This is a genomic window from Flavobacterium qiangtangense, assembly GCF_042658345.1.
GTDB lineage: Bacteria > Bacteroidota > Bacteroidia > Flavobacteriales > Flavobacteriaceae > Flavobacterium > Flavobacterium qiangtangense.
This window is the reverse complement of record NZ_JBHSQB010000007.1, coordinates 125,802-152,059: the sequence shown is the minus strand read 5'-3', so window position 1 is coordinate 152,059 and position 26,258 is coordinate 125,802. Positions and strand designations below refer to the sequence as shown.

The 26,258-nt window shown below is 34.3% G+C and carries 20 protein-coding genes; 13 read left to right on the top strand and 7 right to left on the bottom strand.

All coding sequences use genetic code 11. The annotated features are described in order from the left end of the window. The first annotated feature begins 224 nt into the window (after positions 1 to 224). The 5 genes from argS (at position 225) to ACFPVY_RS08535 (ending at position 7,298) form a co-directional block, all read left to right on the top strand. Positions 225 to 2,003 carry an arginine--tRNA ligase gene (gene argS, locus ACFPVY_RS08555; RefSeq protein ID WP_379791558.1) on the top strand — a complete coding sequence of 593 codons (1,779 nt, stop codon included), beginning with the start codon at positions 225 to 227 and terminating at the stop codon, positions 2,001 to 2,003. Between the two features lie 171 nt (positions 2,004 to 2,174). After that, entirely contained in the window at positions 2,175 to 3,617 is a 1,443-nt protein-coding gene (locus ACFPVY_RS08550; RefSeq protein WP_379791557.1) for an SGNH/GDSL hydrolase family protein, read from the top strand. Next, positions 3,610 to 5,040: a LysM peptidoglycan-binding domain-containing protein gene (locus tag ACFPVY_RS08545; protein ID WP_379791556.1), complete on the top strand. Its 1,431-nt coding sequence runs from the start codon at positions 3,610 to 3,612 to the stop codon at positions 5,038 to 5,040. The genes ACFPVY_RS08550 and ACFPVY_RS08545 overlap by 8 nt, the downstream gene beginning before the upstream one ends. Positions 5,041 to 5,042: 2 nt before the next feature. Beyond that, positions 5,043 to 6,728 carry an MBOAT family O-acyltransferase gene (locus ACFPVY_RS08540; protein WP_379791555.1) on the top strand — a complete coding sequence of 562 codons (1,686 nt, stop codon included), beginning with the start codon at positions 5,043 to 5,045 and terminating at the stop codon, positions 6,726 to 6,728. Between the two features lie 111 nt (positions 6,729 to 6,839). Next, positions 6,840 to 7,298, top strand: a complete 459-nt coding sequence (locus tag ACFPVY_RS08535) for a hypothetical protein (protein ID WP_379791554.1) — start codon at positions 6,840 to 6,842, stop codon at positions 7,296 to 7,298. A 64-nt stretch (positions 7,299 to 7,362) separates the two neighbouring features. On the opposite strand, the gene ACFPVY_RS08530 is transcribed toward ACFPVY_RS08535, so the two are convergent. Continuing rightward, positions 7,363 to 7,569 (bottom strand): helix-turn-helix domain-containing protein, encoded by a 207-nt coding sequence (locus ACFPVY_RS08530; RefSeq protein ID WP_379791553.1) that lies wholly within the window; start codon positions 7,567 to 7,569, stop codon positions 7,363 to 7,365. Between the two features lie 308 nt (positions 7,570 to 7,877). Between ACFPVY_RS08530 and ACFPVY_RS08525 the strand changes: the two genes are divergently transcribed. From ACFPVY_RS08525 to ACFPVY_RS08510, 4 genes are all read left to right on the top strand, one after another. After that, the gene (locus ACFPVY_RS08525) at positions 7,878 to 9,221 is read left to right on the top strand and encodes a redoxin domain-containing protein (protein ID WP_379791552.1); all 1,344 of its coding nucleotides are present in this window, start codon (positions 7,878 to 7,880) and stop codon (positions 9,219 to 9,221) included. A gap of 251 nt (positions 9,222 to 9,472) precedes the next feature. Then, positions 9,473 to 10,828: a vitamin K epoxide reductase family protein gene (locus ACFPVY_RS08520; RefSeq protein ID WP_379791551.1), complete on the top strand. Its 1,356-nt coding sequence runs from the start codon at positions 9,473 to 9,475 to the stop codon at positions 10,826 to 10,828. Between the two features lie 28 nt (positions 10,829 to 10,856). Further along, positions 10,857 to 13,079, top strand: a complete 2,223-nt coding sequence (locus ACFPVY_RS08515; protein ID WP_379791550.1) for a peptidase domain-containing ABC transporter — start codon at positions 10,857 to 10,859, stop codon at positions 13,077 to 13,079. Further along, a complete protein-coding gene (locus tag ACFPVY_RS08510; protein ID WP_379791549.1) occupies positions 13,080 to 14,369 on the top strand; it encodes an HlyD family secretion protein in 1,290 nt (429 codons plus the stop codon). Between the two features lie 39 nt (positions 14,370 to 14,408). Here the strand turns inward: ACFPVY_RS08510 and ACFPVY_RS08505 are convergent, their stop codons facing one another. From ACFPVY_RS08505 to ACFPVY_RS08495, 3 genes are read right to left on the bottom strand one after another with little or no spacing between them, the layout of a single operon-like run. Continuing rightward, positions 14,409 to 16,751: a TonB-dependent receptor plug domain-containing protein gene (locus ACFPVY_RS08505; protein WP_379791548.1), complete on the bottom strand. Its 2,343-nt coding sequence runs from the start codon at positions 16,749 to 16,751 to the stop codon at positions 14,409 to 14,411. Further along, positions 16,744 to 17,643 (bottom strand): FecR family protein, encoded by a 900-nt coding sequence (locus tag ACFPVY_RS08500; RefSeq protein ID WP_379791546.1) that lies wholly within the window; start codon positions 17,641 to 17,643, stop codon positions 16,744 to 16,746. The genes ACFPVY_RS08505 and ACFPVY_RS08500 overlap by 8 nt, the downstream gene beginning before the upstream one ends. Positions 17,644 to 17,684: 41 nt before the next feature. After that, positions 17,685 to 18,209 (bottom strand): RNA polymerase sigma factor, encoded by a 525-nt coding sequence (locus ACFPVY_RS08495; protein WP_379791545.1) that lies wholly within the window; start codon positions 18,207 to 18,209, stop codon positions 17,685 to 17,687. A gap of 168 nt (positions 18,210 to 18,377) precedes the next feature. Between ACFPVY_RS08495 and ACFPVY_RS08490 the strand changes: the two genes are divergently transcribed. From ACFPVY_RS08490 to ACFPVY_RS08475, 4 genes are all read left to right on the top strand, one after another. After that, positions 18,378 to 19,778, top strand: coding sequence for a LamG domain-containing protein (locus ACFPVY_RS08490; RefSeq protein WP_379791544.1), 1,401 nt, complete (start codon positions 18,378 to 18,380; stop codon positions 19,776 to 19,778). A gap of 382 nt (positions 19,779 to 20,160) precedes the next feature. Continuing rightward, entirely contained in the window at positions 20,161 to 21,498 is a 1,338-nt protein-coding gene (ffh, locus tag ACFPVY_RS08485; RefSeq protein ID WP_379791543.1) for a signal recognition particle protein, read from the top strand. Positions 21,499 to 21,661: 163 nt separating this feature from the next. After that, positions 21,662 to 22,546 (top strand): bifunctional 5,10-methylenetetrahydrofolate dehydrogenase/5,10-methenyltetrahydrofolate cyclohydrolase, encoded by an 885-nt coding sequence (locus ACFPVY_RS08480; RefSeq protein ID WP_296146183.1) that lies wholly within the window; start codon positions 21,662 to 21,664, stop codon positions 22,544 to 22,546. Positions 22,547 to 22,749: 203 nt separating this feature from the next. Continuing rightward, positions 22,750 to 23,670: a magnesium transporter CorA family protein gene (locus tag ACFPVY_RS08475; protein ID WP_379791542.1), complete on the top strand. Its 921-nt coding sequence runs from the start codon at positions 22,750 to 22,752 to the stop codon at positions 23,668 to 23,670. 66 nt (positions 23,671 to 23,736) lie between these two features. On the opposite strand, the gene rluF is transcribed toward ACFPVY_RS08475, so the two are convergent. The 3 genes from rluF to ACFPVY_RS08460 are packed head-to-tail and all read right to left on the bottom strand — an operon-like array spanning position 23,737 to position 26,256. Beyond that, positions 23,737 to 24,534, bottom strand: a complete 798-nt coding sequence (rluF, locus tag ACFPVY_RS08470) for a 23S rRNA pseudouridine(2604) synthase RluF (RefSeq protein ID WP_379791541.1) — start codon at positions 24,532 to 24,534, stop codon at positions 23,737 to 23,739. Positions 24,535 to 24,562: 28 nt separating this feature from the next. Continuing rightward, positions 24,563 to 25,438 carry an alpha/beta fold hydrolase gene (locus ACFPVY_RS08465; RefSeq protein WP_379791539.1) on the bottom strand — a complete coding sequence of 292 codons (876 nt, stop codon included), beginning with the start codon at positions 25,436 to 25,438 and terminating at the stop codon, positions 24,563 to 24,565. Positions 25,439 to 25,476: 38 nt separating this feature from the next. Then, positions 25,477 to 26,256 carry a zinc ribbon domain-containing protein gene (locus tag ACFPVY_RS08460; protein ID WP_379791538.1) on the bottom strand — a complete coding sequence of 260 codons (780 nt, stop codon included), beginning with the start codon at positions 26,254 to 26,256 and terminating at the stop codon, positions 25,477 to 25,479. Positions 26,257 to 26,258: the final 2 nt, after the last annotated feature.

Sequence of the window (26,258 nt, the reverse complement as noted above, 5' to 3'; positions counted from 1 at the left end):
ATACAACGAAAATCCGATTAAAAGCAAATTAATCCGATGAAATACAGTATTTTATGATTTTGTATCTAATTTATCTTACAAATTGCAATAATTTTGAAAGAAAATTTATATGTTCTGATTATCAATGCTTTAGGTTTTAAATTAAAATTTTAATAAATAGATGCTCTTTTTCTTCAATTCGGGCAGATTTCCTATCTTTGCACGCTTAAAAAAAATATAGACAAATGACATTATCTCAAATTCTTACACCGCAGATTGAAAAGGCCGTTTCGGCTTTGTTTGAAATTACTATTGACAAAGTAGAATTTCAGGCAACTCGCAGGGAATTTGAAGGCGATATCACGATGGTAATTTTCCCATTATTGAAATTGGTTAAAAGCAATCCGGTGGAATTAGGAAATAAAATCGGAAAATATTTGGTTGAAAATGTTCCCGAAGTGGAAAAATTCAATGTGGTTTCTGGCTTTTTGAATATCGTGATTGCAGACAAGCATTATCTCGACTTTTTCGCCGAAATTAAAGACAAAGAAAACTTTGGATTTGTAAGTCCAAATGAAAATGATAAAGCGACTTTGGTGGAATATTCTTCGCCAAATACCAATAAACCCTTGCATTTAGGTCACGTCAGAAATAATCTTTTGGGATATTCTGTGGCCGAAATTATCAAAGCTTCGGGTAAAAAAGTGTACAAAACTCAAATCATCAACGACAGAGGAATTCACATCTGCAAGTCGATGCTGGCTTGGGAGAAATTCGGAAACAATGAAACTCCAGAAACATCCGGTTTGAAAGGAGATAAATTGGTTGGGAAATATTATGTGGAGTTTGACAAAGCGTACAAAACGCAAATCAACGAACTAGTTGCTGAAGGGAAAACTGAAGAAGAAGCTAAAAAACAAGCTCCAATTATTTTAGAAGCACAAGAAATGCTATTAAAATGGGAGGCTGGCGATGAAGATGTAAAAGCGCTTTGGAGCAAAATGAACGGTTGGGTTTATGACGGTTTTGCTACCACATATAAAAATCTGGGCGTTGATTTTGATTCGTATTATTATGAAAGCAATACCTATTTGTTAGGAAAAGACGTTGTGGAGCAAGGCTTGGCAAGCGGTGTTTTCTACAAAAAACCAGACGGTTCGGTTTGGATTGATTTGACAGAAGACGGACTTGACGAGAAATTAGTCTTGCGTTCTGACGGAACTTCAGTTTATATGACGCAAGATATTGGGACTGCTATTCAGCGTGTTAAAGACTTGCCGGATGTTGGTGGAATGGTGTACACTGTTGGAAATGAGCAGGATTACCACTTTAAAGTATTATTTCTAATTTTGAAAAAGCTTGGTTTTGACTGGGCTCAAAATTTATTTCACCTTTCATACGGAATGGTTGATTTGCCTTCGGGAAAAATGAAATCTCGTGAAGGAACAGTTGTGGATGCTGATGATTTGATGGAAGAAATGGCTGATACGGCTAAAAATATTTCAGAAGAATTAGGCAAATTAGACCATTATTCAGAAGAAGAAAAGGCAAAATTGTACAAAACAATTGGTCTTGGCGCTTTAAAATATTACATCTTAAAAGTTGATCCAAAGAAACGAATCTTGTTTAACCCAGAGGAATCAGTTGATTTTGCAGGAAATACGGGTCCGTTTATTCAATATACTTACGCCAGAATTCAGTCGATTATCAGAAAAGCTGATTTCGATTATTCAAATGTTTCAACGACAATTTCTTTACACGAAAAAGAAAAAGAATTATTGAAGCAACTGGAATTGTTTCCGGAAGTAATCCAAAATGCTGCTGAAAATTTCAGTCCGGCTTTGCTTGCCAATTACACGTATGACTTGGTTAGAGAATACAATTCGTTTTATCAAGCCGTGCCAATTTTAGGTTCAGATAATTTGGAAGAAAAGATTTTCCGCGTTCAATTGTCTAAAAAAGTTGCGGATGTGATTGCTTCATCATTTCAACTTTTAGGAATAGAGGTTCCTGAACGTATGTAAATTCATTATGAGTGCCGATTGGAGCTTTTAAAAAAAAACAAAATATATCAATGAAACTGAATTTATAAGTAGGAACGACGATGCTGTAGAAATTTTAAAAATAATAAGAAGTATTATTTTGACAACGAAAAGCAACTCATAACTCATAATTCATAACTCATAATTAACCAAGTGAACAAATCTTATTTTTTTCAATCTTTTTTAATCGTGCTTTTGGCGGCGGGTGCATTCATTGGATTTAAGCAATTTCTTCCGAAGAAACTGTTTCCAGAAAGTACTGTGGATTCAAAGAATGTTTTGATTGACAGCATGCTTTTGGATGCTGTGGCAAAAGATACGCCAACTTCAAAAGATACCTTAATCAATCAAAAAATTGTATTTGATGAAACCGAGGGGATTCTTTTTCCGCCAGAAAAGTTTGAAGATTATAAAGGATATCAATACTTGATTTCGTTTTTCGAGAAGTTATATCAATTGGAACAAAATCCAGAAGCGAGCAACGTAAGAATTGCCTATTTTGGAGATTCGATGACCGATGGCGATATGATTGTTCAAGATTTAAGAGCAAATTATCAGACGCAATTTGGCGGACAAGGCGTTGGTTTTGTGTCGATTACGTCAGAATCTGCTGCGTCAAGAAGCACGATTACGCATCAATATTCTAAAAATTGGAAAACCCAATCGTATTTGAATGTAAAACGCCCGAGAAGTCCGTTTGGAGTGAATGGTCACGTATTTTTTGCAAATGATACGGCGCATATTGAATGGATTCGTTTCAAAGCGAACAACACAAAGTTTGCGACAATGCTTGATAATCCAACGCTTTTTTACGGAAGAGGAAATAATTATACTGGAAAAGTCAATGTGATTGTCGGGAAAGATACAGTTACAAAATCGTTGAATCCAAGTGGTTTGGTGAATACTTTAAAAATGTCAGGAAGCAGTTTGAAATCATTCAAAGCTGATTTTATAAAAGCAGATTCTATTCCAATTTTCGGATTTAATTTTGACGACGGAAAAGGAGTTCACGTGGATAATTTCTCGCAAAGAGGAAATTCTGGACTGCCGATTTCAACTTTCAATCCTTCGGTGATGCAGGCTTTTAATGCCAAATTAGGTTATGATTTAATCGTTTTGCATTATGGAACTAACGTCTTAAATTACGGCACAAAAGATTACACTTGGTATGACAGAAGTATGACGAAAACGGTGAACCATTTGAAAGAATGTTTTCCAGGAGTGTCTATTTTGATTGTTTCCACGGCTGATAAATCGACCAAATACGACTTAGAAATGAAGACCGATTCAGCGGTTGTGCCATTGACAGTTGCCCAAAAAAGATATGCTTTAAAAACCGAATCTGGTTTCGTAAATCTTTATACTTTGATGGGTGGCGACGGTTCGATGGTGAAATGGGTGGAAGAAGATCCGGCAAAAGCAAACAAAGATTACACGCATTTTAACCATCGCGGAGCCAAAAAAATCGCCGGTTTATTATATGAACAATTGAATCAAGGTTATGAAAAATACAAAGCCTTGAGAATGAAGCGAAAACCAACTGCAAAAAAGCCGAAAGATTCGACTGTGGTTAAAAACGACAGCGTAAATGCATAAATTAAAATCTTTATTTTTTCTTATTTTCTTAATTTTTGCTGGCAAAATCACTGCGCAAGAAGTCGATTCTACATTTGTGGAAATCGACACGGTCGCATCAATTGATTCTGCCGACGTAGAAATTATTCCTGAAAACCGACTTTATAATTCAAAAGTTTTGAAGCCGTTTTTTGAGAAAATTGCTTTGATGCAAAAAAACAAATTGGGGAAAATAAATATCGTTCACATTGGAGATTCGCACATTCAGGCAGATTTGATGACAAACGTTATCCGAAAAAAACTGCAAGGCGAATTTGGAAACGGAGGAAGAGGTTTTATTTTTCCGTATAGTTTGGCTAAGACAAATGGTTCTTACAATGAAAGATTCAAATCTAATAAAACTTGGGAAAGCTACCGAAATATTTATCCAGACAAAGGAAATCCTGTGGGTTTGAGTGGCATCGGTTTGTGGACAAAAAGCAAGGATTTTGCCGTGGAAATCAACGTGAAAGACAGTTCGTATGACTTCAAGACGATAAAAATAATTACGCCAAAAAATAAGAATCAATTTGATTTTGCAACAGCTTCAAAGACGATAATTTTAGAATCTCAAGTTCCAAAAAAGATTACGCATAAAATTAAAAGAGGCGAAGCGATTTCAATTATCGCCGATAAATATAATATTTCTGTTGCCGAATTAAAACGTGCGAATAATCTTCGTTCGAATAATATCCAAGCCGGAAAAACGCTGAAAATTCCAACAGGTGAGATGCAACCAAAATCAGTTTCTCGTTCTGAATTTATCCCTTTGGAAATCAAATCTGACGAGCTGACGCATTATTACCATAGCGAAATTCCTTTGGATAAAATTTATCTGATTCCGAACAATGAAAGCAATGATTTTGAATTAAACGGATTGATTTTAGAAAACGATGAACCCGGAATTATTTATAGTAGCATTGGTGTTAATGGCGCAAAATTTTCGGATTATAACAAATATCCGTTGTTTTTTGAGCAATTGAAAGCGCTAAAACCTGACATGATTGTCTTGTCTTTGGGAACAAATGAAACGTTTGATAAGATGATTTCTTCAGAATTTATGGTTCAATTGCAATCGTTTTTGACCAATATGAAATCACAAGGAATTAAAGTTCCGGTATTGATTTCAACGCCATCACCATCGTTGTTTAAACGAAAATTTCCAAATACATTTGCAGCCGATTATTCCGAAAAAATTCTCGGGGCAAGTGAAGAAAATAACTTTGCAGTTTGGGATTTATATTCTCAATTTGGAGGAGAATATGGCGTAAACAGAAACGCTTCAAGAGGTTTGATGGCTGGCGATAAAGTACATTATTCAAAAGCGGGTTACGAAAAACAAGGAAATTTATTGGCAGAAGCAATTTTGTCAGCGTTCAACAATTTTAAATCAGGTACCGAGTAATAATGACAATTAACAGCATACAAAACTGGTTCACGCAAGCCTTCGGGACAGTCACTTTAGAAACGGTGGAAAATTGGTTTGTTTACAATCCAAAAGAACCACTGCTGTTCAACACCGGATTATTTCTGGGAATGTTCCTGATTTTTTACTTTGTGTACGCGTTCCTTCGCAAGACATTTTACCTGCGTTTGGTGTACGTGATTATGTTCTCGCTTTTCTTTTATTACAAATCGAGCGGTATTTATTTCTTGCTTTTAATTCTATCTTCGGTCGTTGATTATAACTTGAGTGGCGTCATTTATCGGGAAACTCGCAAAAGCTGGAGAAAGTTCTACATCGTCATCAGCGTCATCTTGAATTTAGGACTTTTGGGCTATTTCAAGTATATGAATTTTATGATTGGAACCTATAATGATTTGTTCCAAGGCGATTTCGCATTACATAAAATCCTGCTTCCGGTGGGAATTTCTTTCTATACGTTTCAGTCGATAAGTTACATCATTGAGATTTACAGAAAGGAAATTGTTCCAACTAATAATTACATCGAATATTTGTTTTTTGTGTCTTTTTTCCCGCAATTGGTCGCTGGTCCGATTGTTCGTGCCAAAGATTTTTTGCCTCAAATTTATCAAAAATTACACCTGACAAAAGACGACGTAAACAACGCTTTGTTCTTGATTATCGGTGGATTGTTGAAGAAAACAGTAATTTCAGACTATATTTCTATCAACTTTGTCGACCGTGTTTTTGACGCGCCAACGAGTTATACGGCCTTCGAAAATTTAATGGCTTCGTATGGTTATGCCATCCAAATTTATTGTGATTTCTCAGGATATTCTGATATGGCAATTGGTGTGGCGATGTTGTTAGGTTTCAAATTACCGACCAACTTTAGGACACCTTATCAATCAGCTTCGATTACAGAATTCTGGAGAAGATGGCACATTTCATTGTCCACTTGGCTGAAAGATTTCTTATATATTTCAATCGGAGGAAACCGAAAAGGTTCGTTCGCCGGATTCTTATTTCCAGCATTATTCTTCTTCGGATTAATCATTTGGGGAATTTCGTATTCCTCAGTAAGTCACGTTCCATTAATAATTGCGGTTTCGTCTCTAATCGTTTTTGGCTTGACTTTTATACTTTCAAAAGACAGAGAAAAAACGATGTTTACCAACGTAAATCTTTTGACCACGATGTTACTTGGCGGTTTGTGGCACGGAGCAAGTTTGCGCTTTATTATTTGGGGCGCTTTACACGGAATGGGATTGGCAGTTCACAAAATTTTTGTTGAATTCTTTCCAAATAAAGAAAGAGAAAAGAATGCTTGGGATTACATCTGGAGATTCTTCTCGGTACTTTTGACATTCCACTTTGTGGCATTTTGCTGGTTGTTTTTCAGAGCAAAAGACTTCGATACGGCATTGCAAATTATGAGAAATATTGGCGATTTGGAATTCGACCCACAACAATGGTTGGTTATCATTCAAGGTTACAAAAATGTTTTCTGGCTAATGTTGGCTGGCTATGTTTGGCATTTCCTTCCAACAGGAATCACTCGAAATATGAAATTGGCTTTTGACCGAACACCTTTGGTTGGGAAAGCCATTATTTTAGGTTTTGTATATTGGATTGTTTACGCAACGGCAACCGCTGGACCACAACCTTTTATCTATTTTCAATTCTAGATTAAAAGCTTAAAGATTTCTTAAAATCAAGAAAATTATATACTAAACTCTCTTTTTAGGTCGTTGTTAAGGCAATTAACCACAATTACTAACAACCAAAAAATTGAGAAAATGAAAAAGAACGCAATTTTCGCATTCATCGTCGGAGGGTTATTCTTCGCGACTTCGTGCAGTTCAGATGACGACAGTAATCCGTCAACAACGAATCCTTCGGCAAATGATGTCATCAACACCGTCTCTTCGGGAACGTGGCGCATCACGAGCTATCTTGACAGCGGTCAAGACGAAACTGCTGACTTTGCTGGCTACAATTTTACATTTGGCGCAAGCAATGTTTTGAACGCGACCAACGGAACCAACAATTATTCTGGAATCTGGTCAGTGACCAATGACGATGATTCTGCCGATGACTTGGATTTTGACATTCTATTTTCATCGCCAGCGCCAGCTTCTTTCCAAGATTTATCAGATGATTGGGATGTTGTGGAACGTACGTCCACAAAGGTGAGACTGCGTGATGTGAGCGGTGGAAACGGCGATACAGATTATCTTACTTTCGAGAAAAATTAGTTTTGTTTTATCAATAAGTGGAAAAGCCAGGCAAATATTGTCTGGCTTTTTCTTTGGAATCAGGTTATTGATTTTCTTCCATTAAAAATTTCATATCAATATTTAATATGTTTGCAATTTTAGCAATTTCATTTAAAGAAAATTTTTGAATACCTTTTTCTTTTTTGCTGTATTGAGATTGTGAGATATTCAGCTCATTTGCCATATATTCTTGTGTGAACTTTTTTTCAAGGCGTATTTTATAAATGTTTTGTCTTACAATTGTTTCCATATTTTCTCTTTTTATAATTTTATTTTTTTGGCAGTTATTATTGTTGGGAAACTGTTGCAATTATACAAAATAATATTAGTTTAAATATTTTTTATTTAGTTATGTGATGAATAAGGGTTTTTTGATTTGTATTGTAATATTGGTATATTGAATCGCAAATTAGGACATAGGAAACACATTGCGATTTCAAGTAAATTTTATTAACTTAAATTAAAAAAAAATGGAATTTAATTTTGACAACGCTTTAAGCAGAAATGAAATGAAGTTGATTTTTGCTGGGAAACCAGGTCCTGTTTTAACGCCGGAGTGTGGAGAAGAATGTACATCTGATTCTTTTTGTTCGGGCAATACAAGTTGCGGATGTTGCAATGCAGGAAAATGTGGTGCTTAGCAGTAGATTTAATGGAGGATATAAAGTCCTCCATTTTTTTAATTTTTATGATATATATGCTATGATTAAACTTTTAATTTTCTCTTTTGCGCTGTCTTTTTCTAATTTAATTTTTGCTCAAGACAAGACGTTCGAATTAAATGGAATTGTTAATGATTCAACATCTAACACAAAAATATTTTTAAATTACAAGAATGAAAAGAATGTAACCATAATTGATTCTGCAGATATAGTAGACAATAAGTTTACTTTTAGAGGTTCAATAAATACTCCCACAAAAGCTTATATAAGTAATAATAATAAATTTAACTTAAATAAATATAGTTCAGAACAAATTTACTTAGAGCCTAAAAAAATGAACATTTGTTTTAATTTTTTTGACTTTACGACAATGAAATTAGAGGGTTCTAAAACGCAAGATGAATATTTGGATTTGAGAGGTAAAAAACGATTTATTACCGAGAAACTTGATTCTATATATAATTTAAAAAATGAACGAGAGAGTGCATTACAAAGTGAAGGTAATTCTGTGTTAGTGAAGGAATTAATAAAAGAGCTGCAAAATTTAGAAAAATTAATTGATAAGTACACTTCTAATGAGGCTGAATTAGAGTTTATTTTTGTAGAGCAAAATCCTGGGTCATTTATAGCTGTTGATTTGCTTTTATTTAGAATTCGAAGAAGAGAAAGCGTCAAATATTATTCAATAATAAATCAATTATATAAAGGACTTGACAGTGATGTAAAAAACAGTAGGAATGGGCAAGTTTTAAGTAAATCTCTCGAAGATTTCAAAAAAAGTGGAATTGGCAGTAAAGCTCCTATATTTACTGCAGTTGATTTAAATAACAAAAAAGTATCAATTTCGGATTTCAAAAATAAAAAATACATACTTATTGATTTTTGGGCAAGCTGGTGCGCACCTTGTAGATCGGAAGCTCCGTTTCTAAGCGGAATTTATAATAAGTATAGAAAAAAAGGATTAGAAATTATTAGTATTTCTACAGATAAGAACTTAGAATTATGGAAATCAGCTATAATTAAAGATAAAATTGGAAGTTGGAAACATATTTCTATAAAAGAAAATGAGAATATTGGAAGTAGAAAGATTTCGACCATAGAAGATAATTATTTTGTGACAGCTATACCCGTAAAAGTTTTAATCGATAAAGATGGGCTAATTGTGGGTAGATGGCGAGGAGGGGGGAAAGAAAATCAGAAAGAGTTAGAAAAACTACTTTTCGAAATTTTTAAAATTTAAATAAAATACATTAATATTAATTATTTATATAGATTAAAATGAATAACGATTTTGATTCACTTTTCTCATATTTGGAACGAAAAAAAATAAATATTGATAAAGTCGAATTCTTGTTTCAATTAAATTCGCATCCAAATTTTCCATCGATGTTAGCTGTATCAGATACTTAAAATTTTTTTAATGTTAAAAACGGGGTATTTAGAGTTGATTTTTCAAAAATTCATTTACTGCCCAATTTCTTTTTAGCTCTTTTGACGCAACATGATGACAGTAAGATACTAAATCTTGTTAAAAAAAATGACGATAAGTTTTTTTATTCAAAAGGCCAACAATTTAAGGAAATTAACGAGGGGAATCTGGAAAAAAGATGGAATTCGGTGGTGATTTTAATTGAAGATTTAGAAGTAGATAATAGTTTTAAAAATGAGACAAATCAGAAGTGGGTACTTCCGTGGATTTCTTCAATTTTATTTTTTTTGTCAATCTCTTTGTTAAATTTAAACATCGGGATAAAAATATTTTCAATTTTCCCCGCACTTGGTATGTTTTTGTCAATTGCTGCTGTAAAAAGTTTATTTGGGGGACAAAGTAAATTAATAAATAGTTTTTGTAATAATAATGGTGCGAACGATTGTTCCGAGATTATAAACTCAGGTAAATGGAAAATTTTTAAGTTTATCAATTTAAGCGATTTAAGTATTGTATTTTTTGCATCTCAATTAATTTCGATGTACGTGTTTATGTTAAACGGCGACATAAATAACTTTTTATTCTTACAAAAAATTATACTTATTGCATCAATTCCAATTTTATTACTTTCAATTTACTACCAAAAATATATTGAAAGAAAATGGTGTACAATCTGTTTGTCAATAATTGGGGTGACGATTTTTGAGTTTTTGTATTTACAACTTTTGATAGAGAATAAATCTTTTTTTTCATTTGTTATAATAGCTCCTTATAGCTTTATTATTGCTACTACATTTTTCGCATGGTATAAGCTTAAAGATATTTTCGTAAATATGAAAGAAATGCAAGAATCTCGGATTGTAAACTTTAGATTTATGAGAAATTATCAAATTTTTAAAAATACATTAATTTCGACAAAGAAGATTTTCTTGCCTGATAGTCCAATAATACTAGGTAACAGGAACGGTAAAACTGAAATAGCAATAGTAACGAGCCCATTTTGTGGACATTGTAAAAATGCACATGAAATCCTTGAAAAAATTTTAATAAATAATAGGGATAAGAATCTTAAAATTAAAATTGTGTTCAATGCGGATATGGAAAGTTTAGATCACGAAAAAAGGGAATTATTTAGAGTTTTGTTGTCAATTTATTTTAATGATGGAGAGACTTTATTTTTAGAAGCATTAAGTAATTGGTTTAAAAATAAAGACATAAAGAATTGGTTAGATTTGCATAAGTCAACATACGACACTGAAAAGCTAGATTCTGTCTATAAAATACAGAATTTATGGTGTTTAGATAATAATGTACATCTTACCCCAACAATCTTTATAAATGGTTATAAATATCCAAAGGCTTTCGCCAGAGAAAATTTAGAATATTTTGTATACGATATCTTAGAAGATGACTTTTGATGTTGTCAATTGAGTTTAATTTAATTTTATGTCTAGAACATTTCCTTTTTACAAACAAGCAGACTCAAAAGATTGTGGACCAACATGTTTAAAAATTATAGCAAAATATTACAAAAAATATTTAAACATCCAAACGTTAAGAAGCCTTTCTGAAACGACAAGAGAAGGAAGCAATCTTATGTTATTGAGCGACGCAGCGGAGTGCGTGGGTTTTCGGACGCTTGGTGTAAAGTTATCATTAGAAAAGATTAAAGAAGCTCCTTTGCCCTGCATTCTTCACTGGAACAATGAACATTATGTGGTTTTGTATAAAATAAAAAGTAGAAAGGCAAAAGTCGAAAGGCTTTTTATTTCTGACCCAGCCTTTGGATTGTTAGAATATTCTGTTCAAGATTTTCTGAAATTTTGGATTGGTAATAATGCTGACGAGACTACGGAAGAAGGTATTGCATTGCTTTTAGAGCCAACACCTAAATTTTATGAATCTGATACCGCTTCGTCTCTTGCATTTGAGGATAAAAAAACATTTGGCTTTGGTTTATTATTGCAATACATCTTTCCTTATAAGTCTTTCGTTTACCAATTAGCAATTGGGTTATTGGCAGGAAGCCTTTTACAGCTTATTTTTCCTTTTCTTACCCAAAGTGTTGTTGATGTGGGTATTCAAAATCAAAATGTGCATTTTATCTACATGATTTTAGGAGCACAGCTATTTCTATTTTTTGGGAAAACAGCTTTAGAATTAATTAGAAGTTGGATATTACTGCATCTTTCCACAAGAATCAATATTTCATTGATTTCTGATTTTTTCATCAAGTTGATGAACCTTCCCATTTCTTTTTTTGACGTAAGAATGACAGGAGACATCATGCAGAGAATCAATGACCACCATAGAATTGAAAGAATATTGACAACATCTTCATTGAGCGTGCTGTTTTCTGTAATCAACATGTTTATTATGGGAGGCGTTTTGGCTTATTATAACTTAAAAATATTTGCCGTATTTTTTATAGGTAGTTTTTTATATTTTGTCTGGGTCACATTATTTTTAAAACGCAGGGAAGCGTTAGACTACAAACGATTTTCTGAAGTCAGCCAAGAACAAAGCAAAGTCATTGAACTCATAAACGGAATGCAGGAAATCAAGCTTCATAACGCTGAGAAGCAGAAACGTTGGGGCTGGGAATATATCCAGGCAAGACTGTTTAAAGTTTCAATGAAGGGTTTGGTATTGGAACAGACTCAAACCATTGGTTCTAATTTTATAAATGAACTAAAAAATATTATTATCATTTTCCTTTCAGCAAACCTGGTAATTGACGGTCAAATTACGTTGGGAATGATGATGGCAATCAGCAGTATTGTAGGGAGCTTAAATGGTCCCATTGTACAGCTAATTGGTTTTATAAGGGAAGCGCAAGATGCTAAAATATCGCTCGCACGGCTTTCTGAAATTCATGAAAAAGAAGACGAGACAAATGATATTGGCGAGAAAATAAAAGACATACCCGAAAATGAGGACATAATAATCAAAGATTTATCTTTTCGTTACATTGGTTCTGAGGCAAATGTATTGGAAGACTTGAATCTGACAATTCCAGCTCATAAAATTACAGCAATTGTTGGTACAAGTGGCAGCGGTAAAACAACTTTGATGAAATTACTACAGCAATTTTATGAACCAAATTCGGGTACCATTTCAGTCGGAAAAACATCACTAAACAAAATCGCCCAAAAATCATGGCGCAATCACATTGGTTCTGTAATGCAGGAAGGTTATATTTTTAATGATACAATTGCCAACAATATTGCTATTGGCGTTGATCTTATTGACAAAAAAAGACTGGCGTATGCTTCTGATGTTGCCAATATAAAGAATTTTATTGAAGATTATCCTTTGGGATTCAATACAAAAATCGGAATGGAAGGAATTGGCATGAGCACAGGACAAAAGCAACGTTTATTAATTGCAAGGTCAGTTTACAAAAATCCCGAAATGCTTTTTTTTGATGAAGCCACTTCAGCACTTGATGCCAATAATGAAAAAGAAATTATGGAAAAGTTAAATGTTTTCTTTAAAAACAAAACTGTTGTTGTGATTGCCGACAGACTAAGCACGGTAATGAATGCAGACCAAATTGTGGTTCTTGAAAAAGGAAAAATAATAGAAATTGGCAATCATAATGACTTGATAAAACAAAAAGGCAATTATTATGAATTAGTAAAAAACCAACTTCAATTAGGAAATTAAATGCCTGAAAGCAAAGAAATAGAATTAAGAAGCGAAGAAGTTCAAGAAATCTTGACTCGCATTCCACACTGGATGATCCGATGGGGAAATTTGGTGATTTTGACAGTCTTGCTACTTTTGTTTTTAATGTCTTGCATTGTCAAATACCCAGACATTATAACTGCCGAAATCACTATTACGACTCAAACGCCACCAGAAAAATTAGTTGCGAGAACTTCGGGCAAGATCGAAAAAATTTTTGTAGGCAATAGAGTTGCGGTTTCTGAAAATATGCCTTTGGCCGTTATTCAAAATAGTGCAGATTATAAAGATGTATTTGCATTGAAAGATATTGTGGATAAAATTGATATTTCTGATAAACAATTTTATTTTCCTTTTGAAAAAATAACTTCCTTAAACTTAGGTGAAATTGAAGGCAGTTTTGCTGTTTTTGAAAAAGATTATGTTGCTTATGAGCTAAATAAAAATTTGCAACCTTATCAAGCCGAAGGTGTTGCCCAAAATTTAGAAGCAATCGAGTTAACAGAAAGGCTGTCACTCTTGATACAACAAAAAGAGATAAATGAAAAAGAACTGGAATTCAAAAGAAAAGAGTTAGATCGTTATAAAAAGCTTTATGAAAAAGGAATAATTGCTACGCAAGAATGGGAAACAAAAAACCTTGATTATCTTCAGATTGAAAAAAACTTCAGAAATACAAATGCTTCCATTTCTCAAATGAAATCTTCAATTAATGATTTATCAAGAAATAAAAAGGTAACTAAAATTAACGAAAACAAAGATGATGTCAGCCTTTATCGAAATGTAATTCAGTCTTTTAACCAATTAAAAAAAGCAATTGCAGACTGGGAATTGGCTTATGTTTTACGCTCTTCGGTTTCGGGCGAAGTTTCTTTTTTGCAAATTTGGACAGAAAATCAAACAATAACTTCAGGGGATAACGTGTTTACAATCATCCCAAAAAATAAAGAAAATTATATCGGAAAAGTCAAAGCAAAAGCCCTGAATTCTGGTAAAATAAAAGAAGGCCAAGAAGTCAATATCAGATTATCAAATTACCCCGATCATGAGTTTGGTATAATTAAAGGAAAAATCCAATCCATTTCACTAACTCCAGATAAGGACGGTAATTTATTAATAGACGTCTCACTTCCAAATAAACTGGAGACTTCTTACCATAAAAAAATAATTTTTCAACAAGAAATGACAGGAACAGCAGATATTGTTACTGAGGACTTGAGGTTGATTGAGAGATTATTATATCAATTTCGAGACGTTTTTAGAAGATAAGCTGTTTTCAGAATTAGCCAATGATAGATGAATTTTTTTCTAAAAATTATATTTCAATGATATATTCGGCGTTCTTTTCAATGAAAAAGTATTCACGCTTTGCACAAATTCTTGTTGATTTATGCGATAATATCGGTTGATTATGTTCTTTTTGTTCAAGATATTTAAGACAGAAATTCCAATATCTAAGTTGCTTTTTTCGCTGAATTTCCAAAGGTATCCAGCTGAAAAATTGACTTGAAAATAATCAGAAAGCGAATTATTATTCGGAAGATTATAATTTATTTTTGGCTTCACCGGATTTGAAAAATCAAGCATATTGCTCAAAAGTGGCGTCGTTTCTGGTCGTCCCGAATTCCATTTTGAACCCAGCGCTATTTTTATATTTTTCCATTCATAAATTCCTGCCCAAGAAACGCTGTGCACAATTTGAAAATTATTCGAAAATTCTTCGGGAAAATAACTGTCAAAAGTATAGTTGCTGTTGCTCAAGCTGTAACTTATCCAAGTATGGAATTTTTCAAAATTACGTTGTACCAAGATTTCGCTTCCCAAAACAGAATAATCTCCATTTAATTTTGTAAATTCTAATTGGTTCTGAAACGACTGGCTTCTGGTGGAAATTCCGGTAACGTTTTTGTAATAATTATCCAAAGTTAAAAGCCAATTTTTGTTTTTAAAAGTAAATCCTAAAGAAATCTGGCTGCTTTTTTGAATCGGAATTTCATCATTGTCTGACAAAACCCAACGCCTTTTTTCTACGCCCAAAAAATCTTGTTGCAAATCAATTACCTGCGAAGTAGTTTGGCTTTTTTGCTCGCTCAAAATTTCTGCCGAAAATTGATTTGAAAACAAATAATTGAATTGAATTCTTGGCTCGATAACAACTTCTTTAAATTTTTCGATGTAATTGGAACGTAATCCTGTTTTCAAAAATGCCGTTTTATCTGGCGAAGAAAGTTCTGCTTCTAAAACCAACGAATGTGTTCTCAAAACTTCTTTCGCGTCTTTCTGAAACTCCGGATTATTTACTTTTTCATAATTGGTAATCCCAATTTCATTGTATTGATAGCCCGAGTTAAAAGTCAGATTATCATTGATGAAATGCCGGTTTTGTAAGCGTAATCCAAAATCTAAAACGTTATTGGTTTGGTCTAAAACTTGATTGTTTTCAACGGAATTATTCGTCGCATCTAAATTGTAATAGGAAATATACGAGCTGATTTTTGTCGAATTATTGTCGTTCCATTTTCTATTTATGGAAAGGCTTCCGCCGAAATTCTGCTGTTCTAATTTACTCTTTTTGGAACTAAAATTACCTCCAAAATCGGTATTTTGATTGACCGCTAAAGAATTGCTTATGCCAATAAAATCGGCAATTAGCTCTGTTTTTGCATCCAGTTTTTGTTGGTATTGGGCCGTAAAATCATAGAAATAAAATTTTTCGTCAGAATTGTAGTTTACATTTTCATCTGAATTCAAATCAGTTACCATCGTGTTTTGAAAAACGCGGTCAAAATAATTTTGATAGGTTGGGGTAGAAGCCAAATCGGTCAGCGAACGGCGTCCTGAAATCTGCAAACTTGAATTTTCAGAAGTCTTGATTCTTGTATTAAATTCGACATTTATCAAATTAGAACTGATGCTGGAAACCGTATTTTCAACCGAATTTGCATTGGAAGAAATATCCACCACGCTCGAAACGCTTTCGCCATAAAATGCCGAAGTTCCATTCTTGTGAATGGAAATTTTATTAGCCAAAAACGGATTGAAAACTGAAATCATCCCAAAGAAATGTCCCGTTTGATACATCCGAATTCCGTTCCATAAAAATAAGTTCTGGTCGTGCGTTCCGCTTCTAACATTGATATTTGAAACCGATTCATCGGCCGAATAAATTCCGGGAATCTGTTGCATTGTCTGCAAAACATCAGGTTCAATCAATCCAGGAAGAATCCCAAAATCCTTTGGCTTGACCACAAAAGTGCCATTTAGACTTTTGGAAATTCCTCTGGCTAAATACCTTTCGATTGAAATCTCATTAATATTTACCGAAGCAGAATCTGTAATTATTTGTCGGGTTTTATCTTTTACTTTGGACGAAACTGCAATGTATTTCTCGTTGATTTTTTCAAAATCCAAATTCGTTTTTTGATTCAGATAAATCAATTTTTCAGTCAAGGAAAGTTTTCTATTCGGCGGAATAATTTTGACATTTTCAACTTCTTCTTCGATGAAATTAAACTGAACTTTGTGCTGTTTTGAGATGGAAGTAAGAATCTGTTTTAAGGCAATAGTTTTGCTTTTCTCTTGGGAATTTACTCCAAAAGAATTCAAAATTAAAAATAACGACAGCCAAAACAGCGTAAAGCTTTTACTCATTCTTTGTCAAGATAACCTTTGTTTTTGTGGGTTGTGAATAGCTTAATTTATAGGTTTTACTCAAAATTTCTAAAGCGGTTTCCAGATTATCAGAAGGCAAAATACCACTAAATTTTTTATCCAACGTCAATTTATTTTCGATTGAAATATTATACTGTCTTTCCATTTCCGCGATAATTTCTGACAGCGAATTATTGTTGAATTCCATTTCGTTTTGCAACCAATTCGGTGTTTCAGAAATATCATCTCTCGATTCGATTTCTTGTCCATTTTGGATGAAAATAGATTTTCCTTTGGTCAATACAACTTGTTTTCCGTTGAACGAAACTTTTACTTTTCCTTCAAAACATTCAACTTCAAAGTTTTTATTTCTCGACTTTACGTTAAATTGGGTTCCTACGACGGTCACTTTTCCAAGTTCTGTATTGACATCAAACTTTTCGCCTTTTGCAACTTTAAAAAAAGCTTCTCCCTTTAAATTAAGCTCACGACGGAATTTCCAATTGAACTTTTTATATTCAATTTCAGAACCTGAATTTAGTACAACTTCTGAATTATCAGGAAGCGAAAAGGTGTTTTTTTCTCCCGCCAAAGCCATTTCTGTCTTCGAAGAACTTTGAAGAAAAAAGAAGCCAATTCCCAAACCGATAACCAAAACGGCAACCATTTTTACTATCCAATTGAATCTTGGTTTAATGATTTTTGGTTCCTTTTTATGAGTAATCACATTCTGCAAAATTTCTTCTGAGTCAAATTCAGGAGCCTCTAATTTTGAGGAATATTCCTTTATTTTTCGGTAGGTTTCAAATTCTGGCGACTGTTCAAAAGTATCAGATTCTGCTTTCGTCATTTCGCCCGCCAGCCATTTCGCCAAGTCAAATTTGCTTTCCATTTTTTATTCTTTTCTATAAAACAATTTCGGTTTTAAAAACCCTACTTTAAATTTTCAATTTCGGTTCGAAGGGAAACCAAAGCGCCGTGAATTCGTTTTTCAACCGCTTTTACGCTGATTTCTAAAAGGATAGCGATTTCGGCATATTTCTTTCCGTCAATTCGGTTTAAGAGAAAAGCAGTTCGTTGTGCTTCGGTTAAATTCGAAATTGCCTTTTCAAGTTTGGTTTTAAATTCACTTTCTTCCAAAATAAATTCAGGACTTTCATTCGTGGAATGTACTAGATTTTCTTTTTTGGAATAATTTAAAACCACTTTTTGATGCGCAATTTGGTTCAACGTAGCATTATTGGCAACTTTATAAACAAAAGATTTTGCTTTTTCCAAAGGAACTTCCGCACAATTTTCCCATAATTTCACAAAAGCTTCCTGCGAAATATCATTGGCTTGTTCTTGATTTCCAAACTTATAGAACAAATAATTCCGCAATGTTTTCACATTTAACCGAAAGAAATTACTGAAAACCATTTCTTCGCAAACGCCGATACTTTTTTTGATTTCCTCCATTTATAAAAAGTCAGTTCACACTATAACAGGCAAGTTGATAAAAACCCTACTTTTATGTCGAGATTTTTTTATATCGTCAAATATAGTTTTTAATTGAAAAAATAAATTTCTGAGGTAGGGTTTTTTGAAATTGAAATGTTTTAATCCCAAACCAAAACTTTTGCACTAATGAAAAATAGGGAAAGAATCTTACAATCGCTCATCTGGCTGGCCATAATTTGCTCGAGTTTATTTATTTCCTGCCAAAATGAAGAAGTGGATTTGGGTACCGGCACGAATTCTCAGACTTTAAATAAAAGTTCAAATTTATCTCAGCTTTTGAGCCGAGTTTCGATGCAAAATACCAGCGATGATAATGTTTTGGATAGTACAAGTTGTTTTAAAGTGAAATTGCCAGTGAACGTTGTGTTAAACGGGCAACAGACTTTTACGGTAAATTCTGAAGATGATTTTGAAGATGTCGCACAGCTTTTGCAAACTCCAGCCGGCAATGGAACAATCGACTTTACGTTTCCAATAACCGTAATTTTTCCAGATTATAGCGAAGAAATTGTGACATCGCAACAGCAATTCAACCAATTAAGCAATTGCAACGCGCAACCGCCGGAAGAAGCGCCAATTGGCTGTTTTTCAATTCAATATCCAATTACGGTTTTTGGTTATAACAGTAATTTTCAAATCGCACAGACGTATGTTGTTGACAATGATTTGGAACTTTTTCTACTGATTTTAAACCTGCAAGCTAACGAATATTATTCTATTTCGTACCCGATTTCTGTTGTAAATTCAAACGGACAAACTATCGTCATAAATAATAATTCAGAGCTGGAAGCCTTGATTTTACAAACGATTCCGCTTTGTGGTAATTCAGAACCAACGTGCCCAAATCCACATGTTTTGATTAACGACCTTATTATTTATATGCCGTTCGCCAGTGAAACGCGCGATTTAATTTCGTTAGATTATGCAACTTCGCAATCAAATCCAACCTTTGTAACCGATAGAAGCGGAAATGCAAACGGCGCGATTTCGTTTAATGGGGAAAATTTCTTGACACTTTTAACAACAGAAAACAGAAATATTCAAGTTGGGGATTCCCTTTCCATCAGTGTTTGGGTAAAAATGCAGAATACAAATCTATCGAATCTCGAACGAATTTTTGAAAAATCAAATGGAGAAGTTTCAAATGCCCAGCCAAATTTTGGTCTAGGAATTTACGATTTAAACGCACCGTTTTTCTTCAATACTTCGTCAGAAATCACCAATGTTTTTGATACCTCTTGGAGCCAAAGCCAAACCTTGCCAAACGATACCGAAAACTGGCACCATATCGTTTTAACCGTCGAACCAACTGCAAATGGTACAGTCATCAGACTTTATCGAGATGGCGTGCTCCGAAATTCAGGCGAAGGATTTGAACTTTTTGCCAATACACAAGCGTTCAATTATTTCATTGGAAAAGAGCTTCAGGCGCACCTCGATGATTTGCGAGTGTACAAAAGGCTCTTGAATCAAGACGAAATCAATATTTTATTTGAGCTTGAAGGCGATACAAACACCTGTTTTTAATATGTAGTTAAGTAGTTTTTAAATAGTTTTAGTAGCGAAAAACCAGTCAGCAATGGCTGGTTTTTTAGTTTTATCAAAAGCTATTTCCCGCTTTTCCCTTCAATCTTTCATCAAAAAATCTTTTTTTCTGAGGCACAAAAAGAGCTTCCTTTGGTCGCTTTTTTGCACCAAGAAAAAATAGATTTTTTAAATGAAAGGATTTCCGGTTCAATCGGGGCTAGTGACGAAGTTTGTCGAAAAACTTTGTCGATCTAACCCACGCTCAAAAAAGCCAAAATTTTTTAAAACTTTGCAACCCTGAAACTTCTTGACTTTGCAACTTTATGACTTTCAACTTTCGACTTTAAAACTTATATTTGCACTTCTAATAAAGAAAGATACTATGTTCGATAATTTAAGTGATAAGTTAGACAAAGCATTCCACATACTAAAAGGACACGGAAAAATCACCGAGGTCAATGTTGCCGATACTTTAAAAGAAGTGCGTCGTGCCTTGCTTGATGCCGATGTTAACTTTAAGATTGCTAAAGATTTTACCACAAAAGTAAAAGAAAAAGCCATTGGTCAAGACGTTTTAACGACGTTGCAACCAGGGCAACTTTTAGTAAAATTGGTAAAAGATGAATTAACAGAATTGATGGGTGGCGATGCTGCCGGAATCAACCTTTCTGGAAATCCGTCAATTATCTTGATGTCAGGTCTTCAAGGTTCTGGAAAAACAACTTTCTCTGGAAAATTGGCCAACTTCCTTAAGACTAAAAAGAACAAAAAACCATTGTTGGTTGCCTGCGACATTTACCGTCCGGCGGCAATCAATCAGCTTCACGTTGTTGGAGATCAAATTGGGGTGGAAGTTTATTCTGAGCCAGAAAATAAAAATCCGGTGGAAATTGCTCAAAACGCAATTAAACACGCAAAAGCAAATGGTTTCAATGTAGTCATTGTCGATACCGCTGGTCGTTTGGCCGTGGACGAAGAAATGATGAACGAAATTGCCAATGTTCACGCTGCAATTCAACCGCAAGAAACACTTTTTGTAGTGGATTCGATGACTGGTCAAGACGCCGTAAATACTGCAAAAGCTTTCAACGACAGATTAAACTTCGACGGAGTTATCCTTACCAAATTAGATGGAGATACGCGCGGTGGTGCTGCAATTTCGATTAAATCGGTTGTAAACAAGCCAATCAAATTCATCGGAACAGGAGAAAAAATGGAAGCGATTGACGTTTTCTATCCGGTTCGTATGGCAGAAAGAATTCTTGGTATGGGAGACGTTGTGTCTTTGGTAGAAAGAGCTCAAGAGCAATTTGACGAAGAAGAAGCTAGAAAATTACAGAAGAAAATTGCCAAAAACGAATTCGGTTTTGACGATTTCTTGACGCAAATTCAGCAGGTAAAAAAGATGGGTAACATGAAAGATCTTGTCGGAATGATTCCTGGTGCTGGAAAAGCGTTGAAAGATGTGGAAATTGAAGATGATGCTTTTAAACATATCGAAGCAATCATCCACTCGATGACGCCAACGGAAAGAAGCAAACCGGCAATCATCGACGTGAAAAGAAAAAACAGAATTGCAAAAGGTTCTGGAACAGACGTACAGCAAGTCAATCAGCTGATGAAACAATTCGACCAAATGAGCAAAATGATGAAAATGATGCAAGGTGGCGGAGGAAAAAATCTGATGCGAATGATGGGAGGCATGAAAGGGATGAGATAATACAAAAAGTTTAATCGGTGAATTGTTTAATTGTTAAGTCGGATATATTTGACCAAAACAGAAACGATTCACCGATTAAACTTTTAAACAAATAAACAATAACTACTACAACTAAATTAAGTTTGATTCACAACCTCAGACTTTAAACATTAAACAACAAACAATGCAACTATTAGACGGAAAAAAGATTTCTGAAGACATCAAAAATGAGATCACTGCCGAAGTGCAGAAGATGAAAGACAACAACGAAAAAGTGCCACATCTTGCCGCAATTATTGTGGGTAACGATGGAGCAAGTTTGACGTATGTTGGGAGCAAAGTGAAAGCTTGTGAAAAGGTGGGTTTTGAATCAACTTTGGTGAAAATGCCAAGCACAACTTCAGAAACAGAATTGCTTAAAAAAATCAAGGAATTAAACCAAGACGACAATATCGACGGTTTTATTGTGCAATTGCCTTTGCCAGAACAAATTGATACACAAAAAGTTTTGATGGCGGTTGATCCAAGCAAAGACGTTGACGGTTTTCATCCTGAGAATTTCGGAAGAATGGCTCTGGATATGACGACCTTTATTCCTGCAACACCTTTCGGAATTTTGGAATTATTAGAAAGATACGGCGTTGAAACTCAAGGAAAACACACCGTTGTAATCGGGAGAAGCCATATCGTGGGGCGTCCGATGAGTATTTTGATGGGAAGAAAAGGTTTCCCTGGAAATTCTACAGTTACTTTGACACACAGTTATACCAAAAATATTGCACAAATCACAACGCAAGCGGATATTATCATCACAGCTCTTGGAGTTCCAAACTATTTAAAAGCGGAAATGGTAAAAGACGGCGCAGTTGTAATTGACGTAGGAATCACGCGTGTTGCTGACGACAGCGAAAAAGGATACAGAATTACAGGTGATGTTGATTTTGATTTGGTGAGCAAAAAAACATCATTTATCACGCCAGTTCCTGGTGGAGTTGGACCGATGACCATTGCAATGTTGCTTAAAAATACGCTTTTAGCAAGAGAACAGAGAAAAGAAAGAAATTTATAAAAAAACAAGAAAGCCTTCGATGAAATCGGAGGCTTTTTTCTTGCTATTAAATTAAACTTAAAGAAACTTTTAAATGCAAGTTTAAAACGTACTTTTGCACCGATTTAAAAATTCACAATGGACGATTATTATTCGGATAAGTTTAATTTGGAATAGAGGCGACTTCTAGTGAATCCTCTATTCATAATAGTTTAGAGATTTGTATGAAAGCATTTTACAAAAATGACAACGGATTAATTTCCATCAAAAACTGGCAACCAAACTGCTGGATCAACATCGAAAATCCTACTGAAGACGAGAAAAACTATCTCCTCAATGAACTTCAGATTCCACAGGCATTTTTTAACGACATCAACGATATTGACGAAAGACCACGTATTGAAATCGAAAACGGTTGGCATTTAATTATTTTCAGAATTCCGGTGGTTAGCGAAGACGTGAAGATTCCTTTTTATACGATTCCCGTTGGGATTGTATTCAAGGATGAAATTTGCGTGACGGTAAGTTTCCACAAAAATGAAGTGCTTTCTGACTTCGTAAATTATACGCAAAGAAAGAAAATCGATGTAAAAGATAATTTCGATTTGACTTTAAAATTATTACTTTCTTCAAGCGTTTGGTACTTAAAATACTTGAAGCAAGTCAGCCAAAAGATTAAACTCGCCGAAGATAATTTGGAAAAATCCATAAAAAATGAAGAGCTTCAAGCGTTGCTACAAATCGAAAAATCACTGGTGTTTTTTATGACTTCGTTGAAAGGAAACAGTATTGTTTTGCACCGAATCAAAAATATGAAAAATATAAATCCAGATGTAGAATTATTAGAAGACGTTGACATTGAATTGCGTCAAGCTTTAGAAATGACTAATATTTACAGCGATATTTTAACAGGAACGATGGATGCGTATGCTTCTGTAATCTCAAACAATATGAACGATATTATGAAAAAGATGACTTCAATTTCTATTATTTTGATGATTCCAACAGTGATTGCAAGCTTCTACGGAATGAATGTGCCGAATTCATTGCAAGAAAATCCTTTTGGATTGCCGATAATTATTGCAGTTTCGCTGGCATTTTCTGCTCTCGGCGTATTTTTATTTATGAAGCGAAAATGGTTTTAAAAGTGACCGCAGATTCACAGATTAATTATTTACAAACATTAAAAAATCTGCGAATCTGCGGTATTTTTATTTATTTCGTGGAGGAATTCTTCGGATAACTCTCTGCGTTGGACGTTGCGTTTCTACTTTTGGTAAGCTCGCTTCTTCCGTTTTGCTCGAAGGTTCAATCAATTGGTTCAATTCTTTAATCTCCGCATCCGTTAAATCTCGATATCTTCCGACTTGAACATCCAATGAAATATTGATAATTCTTGTTCTTTTTAAAGCCGTAACATCATAACCCAAATACTCAGTCATTCTACGAATTTGACGGTTCAAACCTTGCGTCAAGATAATTTTAAAGATGTATTTACTGACTTGTTCGACTTTGCATTTTCGGGTAATTGTGTCCAAAATCGGAACGCCGTTGCCCATTCTTTCGATAAATCTGTCGGTAATCGGGCGATTTACAGTAACGATATATTCTTTTTCGTGATTGTTTCTGGCGCGAAGAATTTTGTTGACGATATCGCCGTCATTGGTCATAAAAATCAACCCTTCCGAGGCTTTGTCCAATCTTCCAATCGGGAAAATTCGCTTTGGATAATTGATATAATCAACAATATTATTTCGGACATCTAAATTAGTCGTGCATTCAATCCCGACAGGTTTGTTAAAAGCCAAATAGACTGGTTTTTCGCGTTGTTCCACAATCAATTTTCCGTCAATTCGAACTTCATCCGTTGGAGAAACTTTTGTTCCCATTTCTGGAACAACGCCATTTATCGTCACGCGTCCTTCCTCAATTAATTTATCTGCCTCACGGCGAGAACAATAGCCTGTTTCGCCGATGAATTTATTTAGACGTTTTAAATTATCTTCCATTGTGCAAAGGTAGCCTTAATTTGAGAATTTAAGAAGCTCTTTTTGCGTCGTTAAGCGTTTTTTTCTCAAATAAGAAACTGTAAATTTTTTGGTATAAAACATCGTCGTGCATACTGTGTCCGAGACCTCTTGTTTCAATAAAAGTGGCATCTTTCCAATTACTTGCAATTTTTTTAGCTTCCTCAAAAGAAACCACATCGTCATCAATGTCGTGCGCAATTAGACCTTTTATTTTTATTTTGGAACCAAAAACTCTCCCAGAAAATTCTTCCATTTTGATTTTAAAATGTTCCAAAAAATGATTTTCAATCATACTAGTGGCTTTCATATTTAAGCTTAAAAGTTTCGCGTAATTTGAAATCAAAATTTCTAAATCAGAAGGTGCTCCTAAAACCACCAATTTTTCAACATTTTTATTTTGGTACAAATGCTGATAATACAGCGAAGTTACGCCACCCATCGAATGTCCGACAAGATATTGAGGTTTGAATTTTTCAACCACAACGTCCACAAATTCGGCATATCTTGGCACATTAAATTCTTTTCCAGAAGACAATCCGTGGCCTGGAGCGTCAAGTGCAATGATGGTGCTTCCTGATTTTTGAAGATACGGAAGGAAATTTTCCCAGCGCGAAGCATTGCTTTCCCAACCGTGAATTAACAACACAATTGTTTCGTTTCCTTCCCAAATATAAACTGGAAATTGGTGTTCGCCTTTTTCCAAGATTTCGGTTTTCGCCGATTTTAAAACTTCTGGCAATTTGTCTGAAAAAAGTTTTCCGGTTCTTGGCTCGCTGAAAAATCCATACGCCAATTGCGACGCTTTCCTTGGAAAAACATAGCTCAGCAGATTGATATACAATCCGATGGATTTTGCGAGTAAGAAGTTTAAAAATTTTTTCATAAAAAAAAGCCCCGATAATTATCGAGGCTTAAAGATATTTAGAATTTTGAAAACAGCTGTTCCATTTTTTCTTTTTCTTCATCTGCAAGGGCAGAATCTACTAAAATTCGTCCTGAATGCTCATCTGTAATCACTTTCTTGCGAGAAGCGATTTCCATTTGAGTCTGTGGTGGAATTGTAAAAAATGAACCTGCAGAAGCACCTCTTTCGATAGAAACTACAGCCAATCCGTTACGAACGCTTCCTCTGATTCTTTTGTAAGCTTGCAATAATCTTTCTTCGATCAAAGCTTCATACTCAGCAGATTTTTCAGACAAAAAGGTTTCTTCCTTTTCAGTTTCAGACATAATTGCGTCTAATTCTGATTTTTTGTGTTTCAAGTGGTTTGATTTTGCTTCTAATCTTTCTTTAGAATCTCCAATTACTTGTTTTTTGTGCTCAATAGAAGCTTTCATTTCTTTAATTTGCTTTTCAGCCAATTGAATTTCAAGCTCTTGAAACTCAACTTCCTTAGTTAAAGAGTTGAATTCTCTATTGTTACGAACAGTTTCCTGTTGTTTTGTGTATTTTTTAATGCTCTCTTTGTGCTCATCGATAGCATTTTTTTTGTTCTTAATTTGCTCTTCGATAGATTCCAAATCACTTTTCAATTTGTCAAGACGTGTGCTTAAACCAGCTACTTCATCTTCCAAATCTTCCACTTCTAAAGGCAATTCACCTCTAACATTTCTGATTTCGTCAATTCTTGAGTCGATTAATTGTAAATCGTAAATCGCTCTTAACTTGTCTTCAACACTCAATTCTTTTGTAGTCGCCATAT

Bases quoted from the DNA above. Each gene is read 5' to 3' on its own strand.
- argS (WP_379791558.1), top strand. From the start codon at position 225: ATGACATTATCTCAAATTCTTACACCGCAGATTGAAAAGGCCGTTTCG.
- ACFPVY_RS08545 (WP_379791556.1), top strand. From the start codon at position 3,610: ATGCATAAATTAAAATCTTTATTTTTTCTTATTTTCTTAATTTTTGCT.
- ACFPVY_RS08540 (WP_379791555.1), top strand. From the start codon at position 5,043: ATGACAATTAACAGCATACAAAACTGGTTCACGCAAGCCTTCGGGACA.
- ACFPVY_RS08535 (WP_379791554.1), top strand. From the start codon at position 6,840: ATGAAAAAGAACGCAATTTTCGCATTCATCGTCGGAGGGTTATTCTTC.
- ACFPVY_RS08530 (WP_379791553.1), bottom strand. From the start codon at position 7,569: ATGGAAACAATTGTAAGACAAAACATTTATAAAATACGCCTTGAAAAA.
- ACFPVY_RS08515 (WP_379791550.1), top strand. From the start codon at position 10,857: ATGTCTAGAACATTTCCTTTTTACAAACAAGCAGACTCAAAAGATTGT.
- ACFPVY_RS08510 (WP_379791549.1), top strand. From the start codon at position 13,080: ATGCCTGAAAGCAAAGAAATAGAATTAAGAAGCGAAGAAGTTCAAGAA.
- ACFPVY_RS08505 (WP_379791548.1), bottom strand. From the start codon at position 16,751: ATGAGTAAAAGCTTTACGCTGTTTTGGCTGTCGTTATTTTTAATTTTG.
- ACFPVY_RS08500 (WP_379791546.1), bottom strand. From the start codon at position 17,643: ATGGAAAGCAAATTTGACTTGGCGAAATGGCTGGCGGGCGAAATGACG.
- ACFPVY_RS08495 (WP_379791545.1), bottom strand. From the start codon at position 18,209: ATGGAGGAAATCAAAAAAAGTATCGGCGTTTGCGAAGAAATGGTTTTC.
- ACFPVY_RS08490 (WP_379791544.1), top strand. From the start codon at position 18,378: ATGAAAAATAGGGAAAGAATCTTACAATCGCTCATCTGGCTGGCCATA.
- ffh (WP_379791543.1), top strand. From the start codon at position 20,161: ATGTTCGATAATTTAAGTGATAAGTTAGACAAAGCATTCCACATACTA.
- ACFPVY_RS08480 (WP_296146183.1), top strand. From the start codon at position 21,662: ATGCAACTATTAGACGGAAAAAAGATTTCTGAAGACATCAAAAATGAG.
- ACFPVY_RS08475 (WP_379791542.1), top strand. From the start codon at position 22,750: ATGAAAGCATTTTACAAAAATGACAACGGATTAATTTCCATCAAAAAC.
- rluF (WP_379791541.1), bottom strand. From the start codon at position 24,534: ATGGAAGATAATTTAAAACGTCTAAATAAATTCATCGGCGAAACAGGC.
- ACFPVY_RS08465 (WP_379791539.1), bottom strand. From the start codon at position 25,438: ATGAAAAAATTTTTAAACTTCTTACTCGCAAAATCCATCGGATTGTAT.
- ACFPVY_RS08460 (WP_379791538.1), bottom strand. From the start codon at position 26,256: ATGGCGACTACAAAAGAATTGAGTGTTGAAGACAAGTTAAGAGCGATT.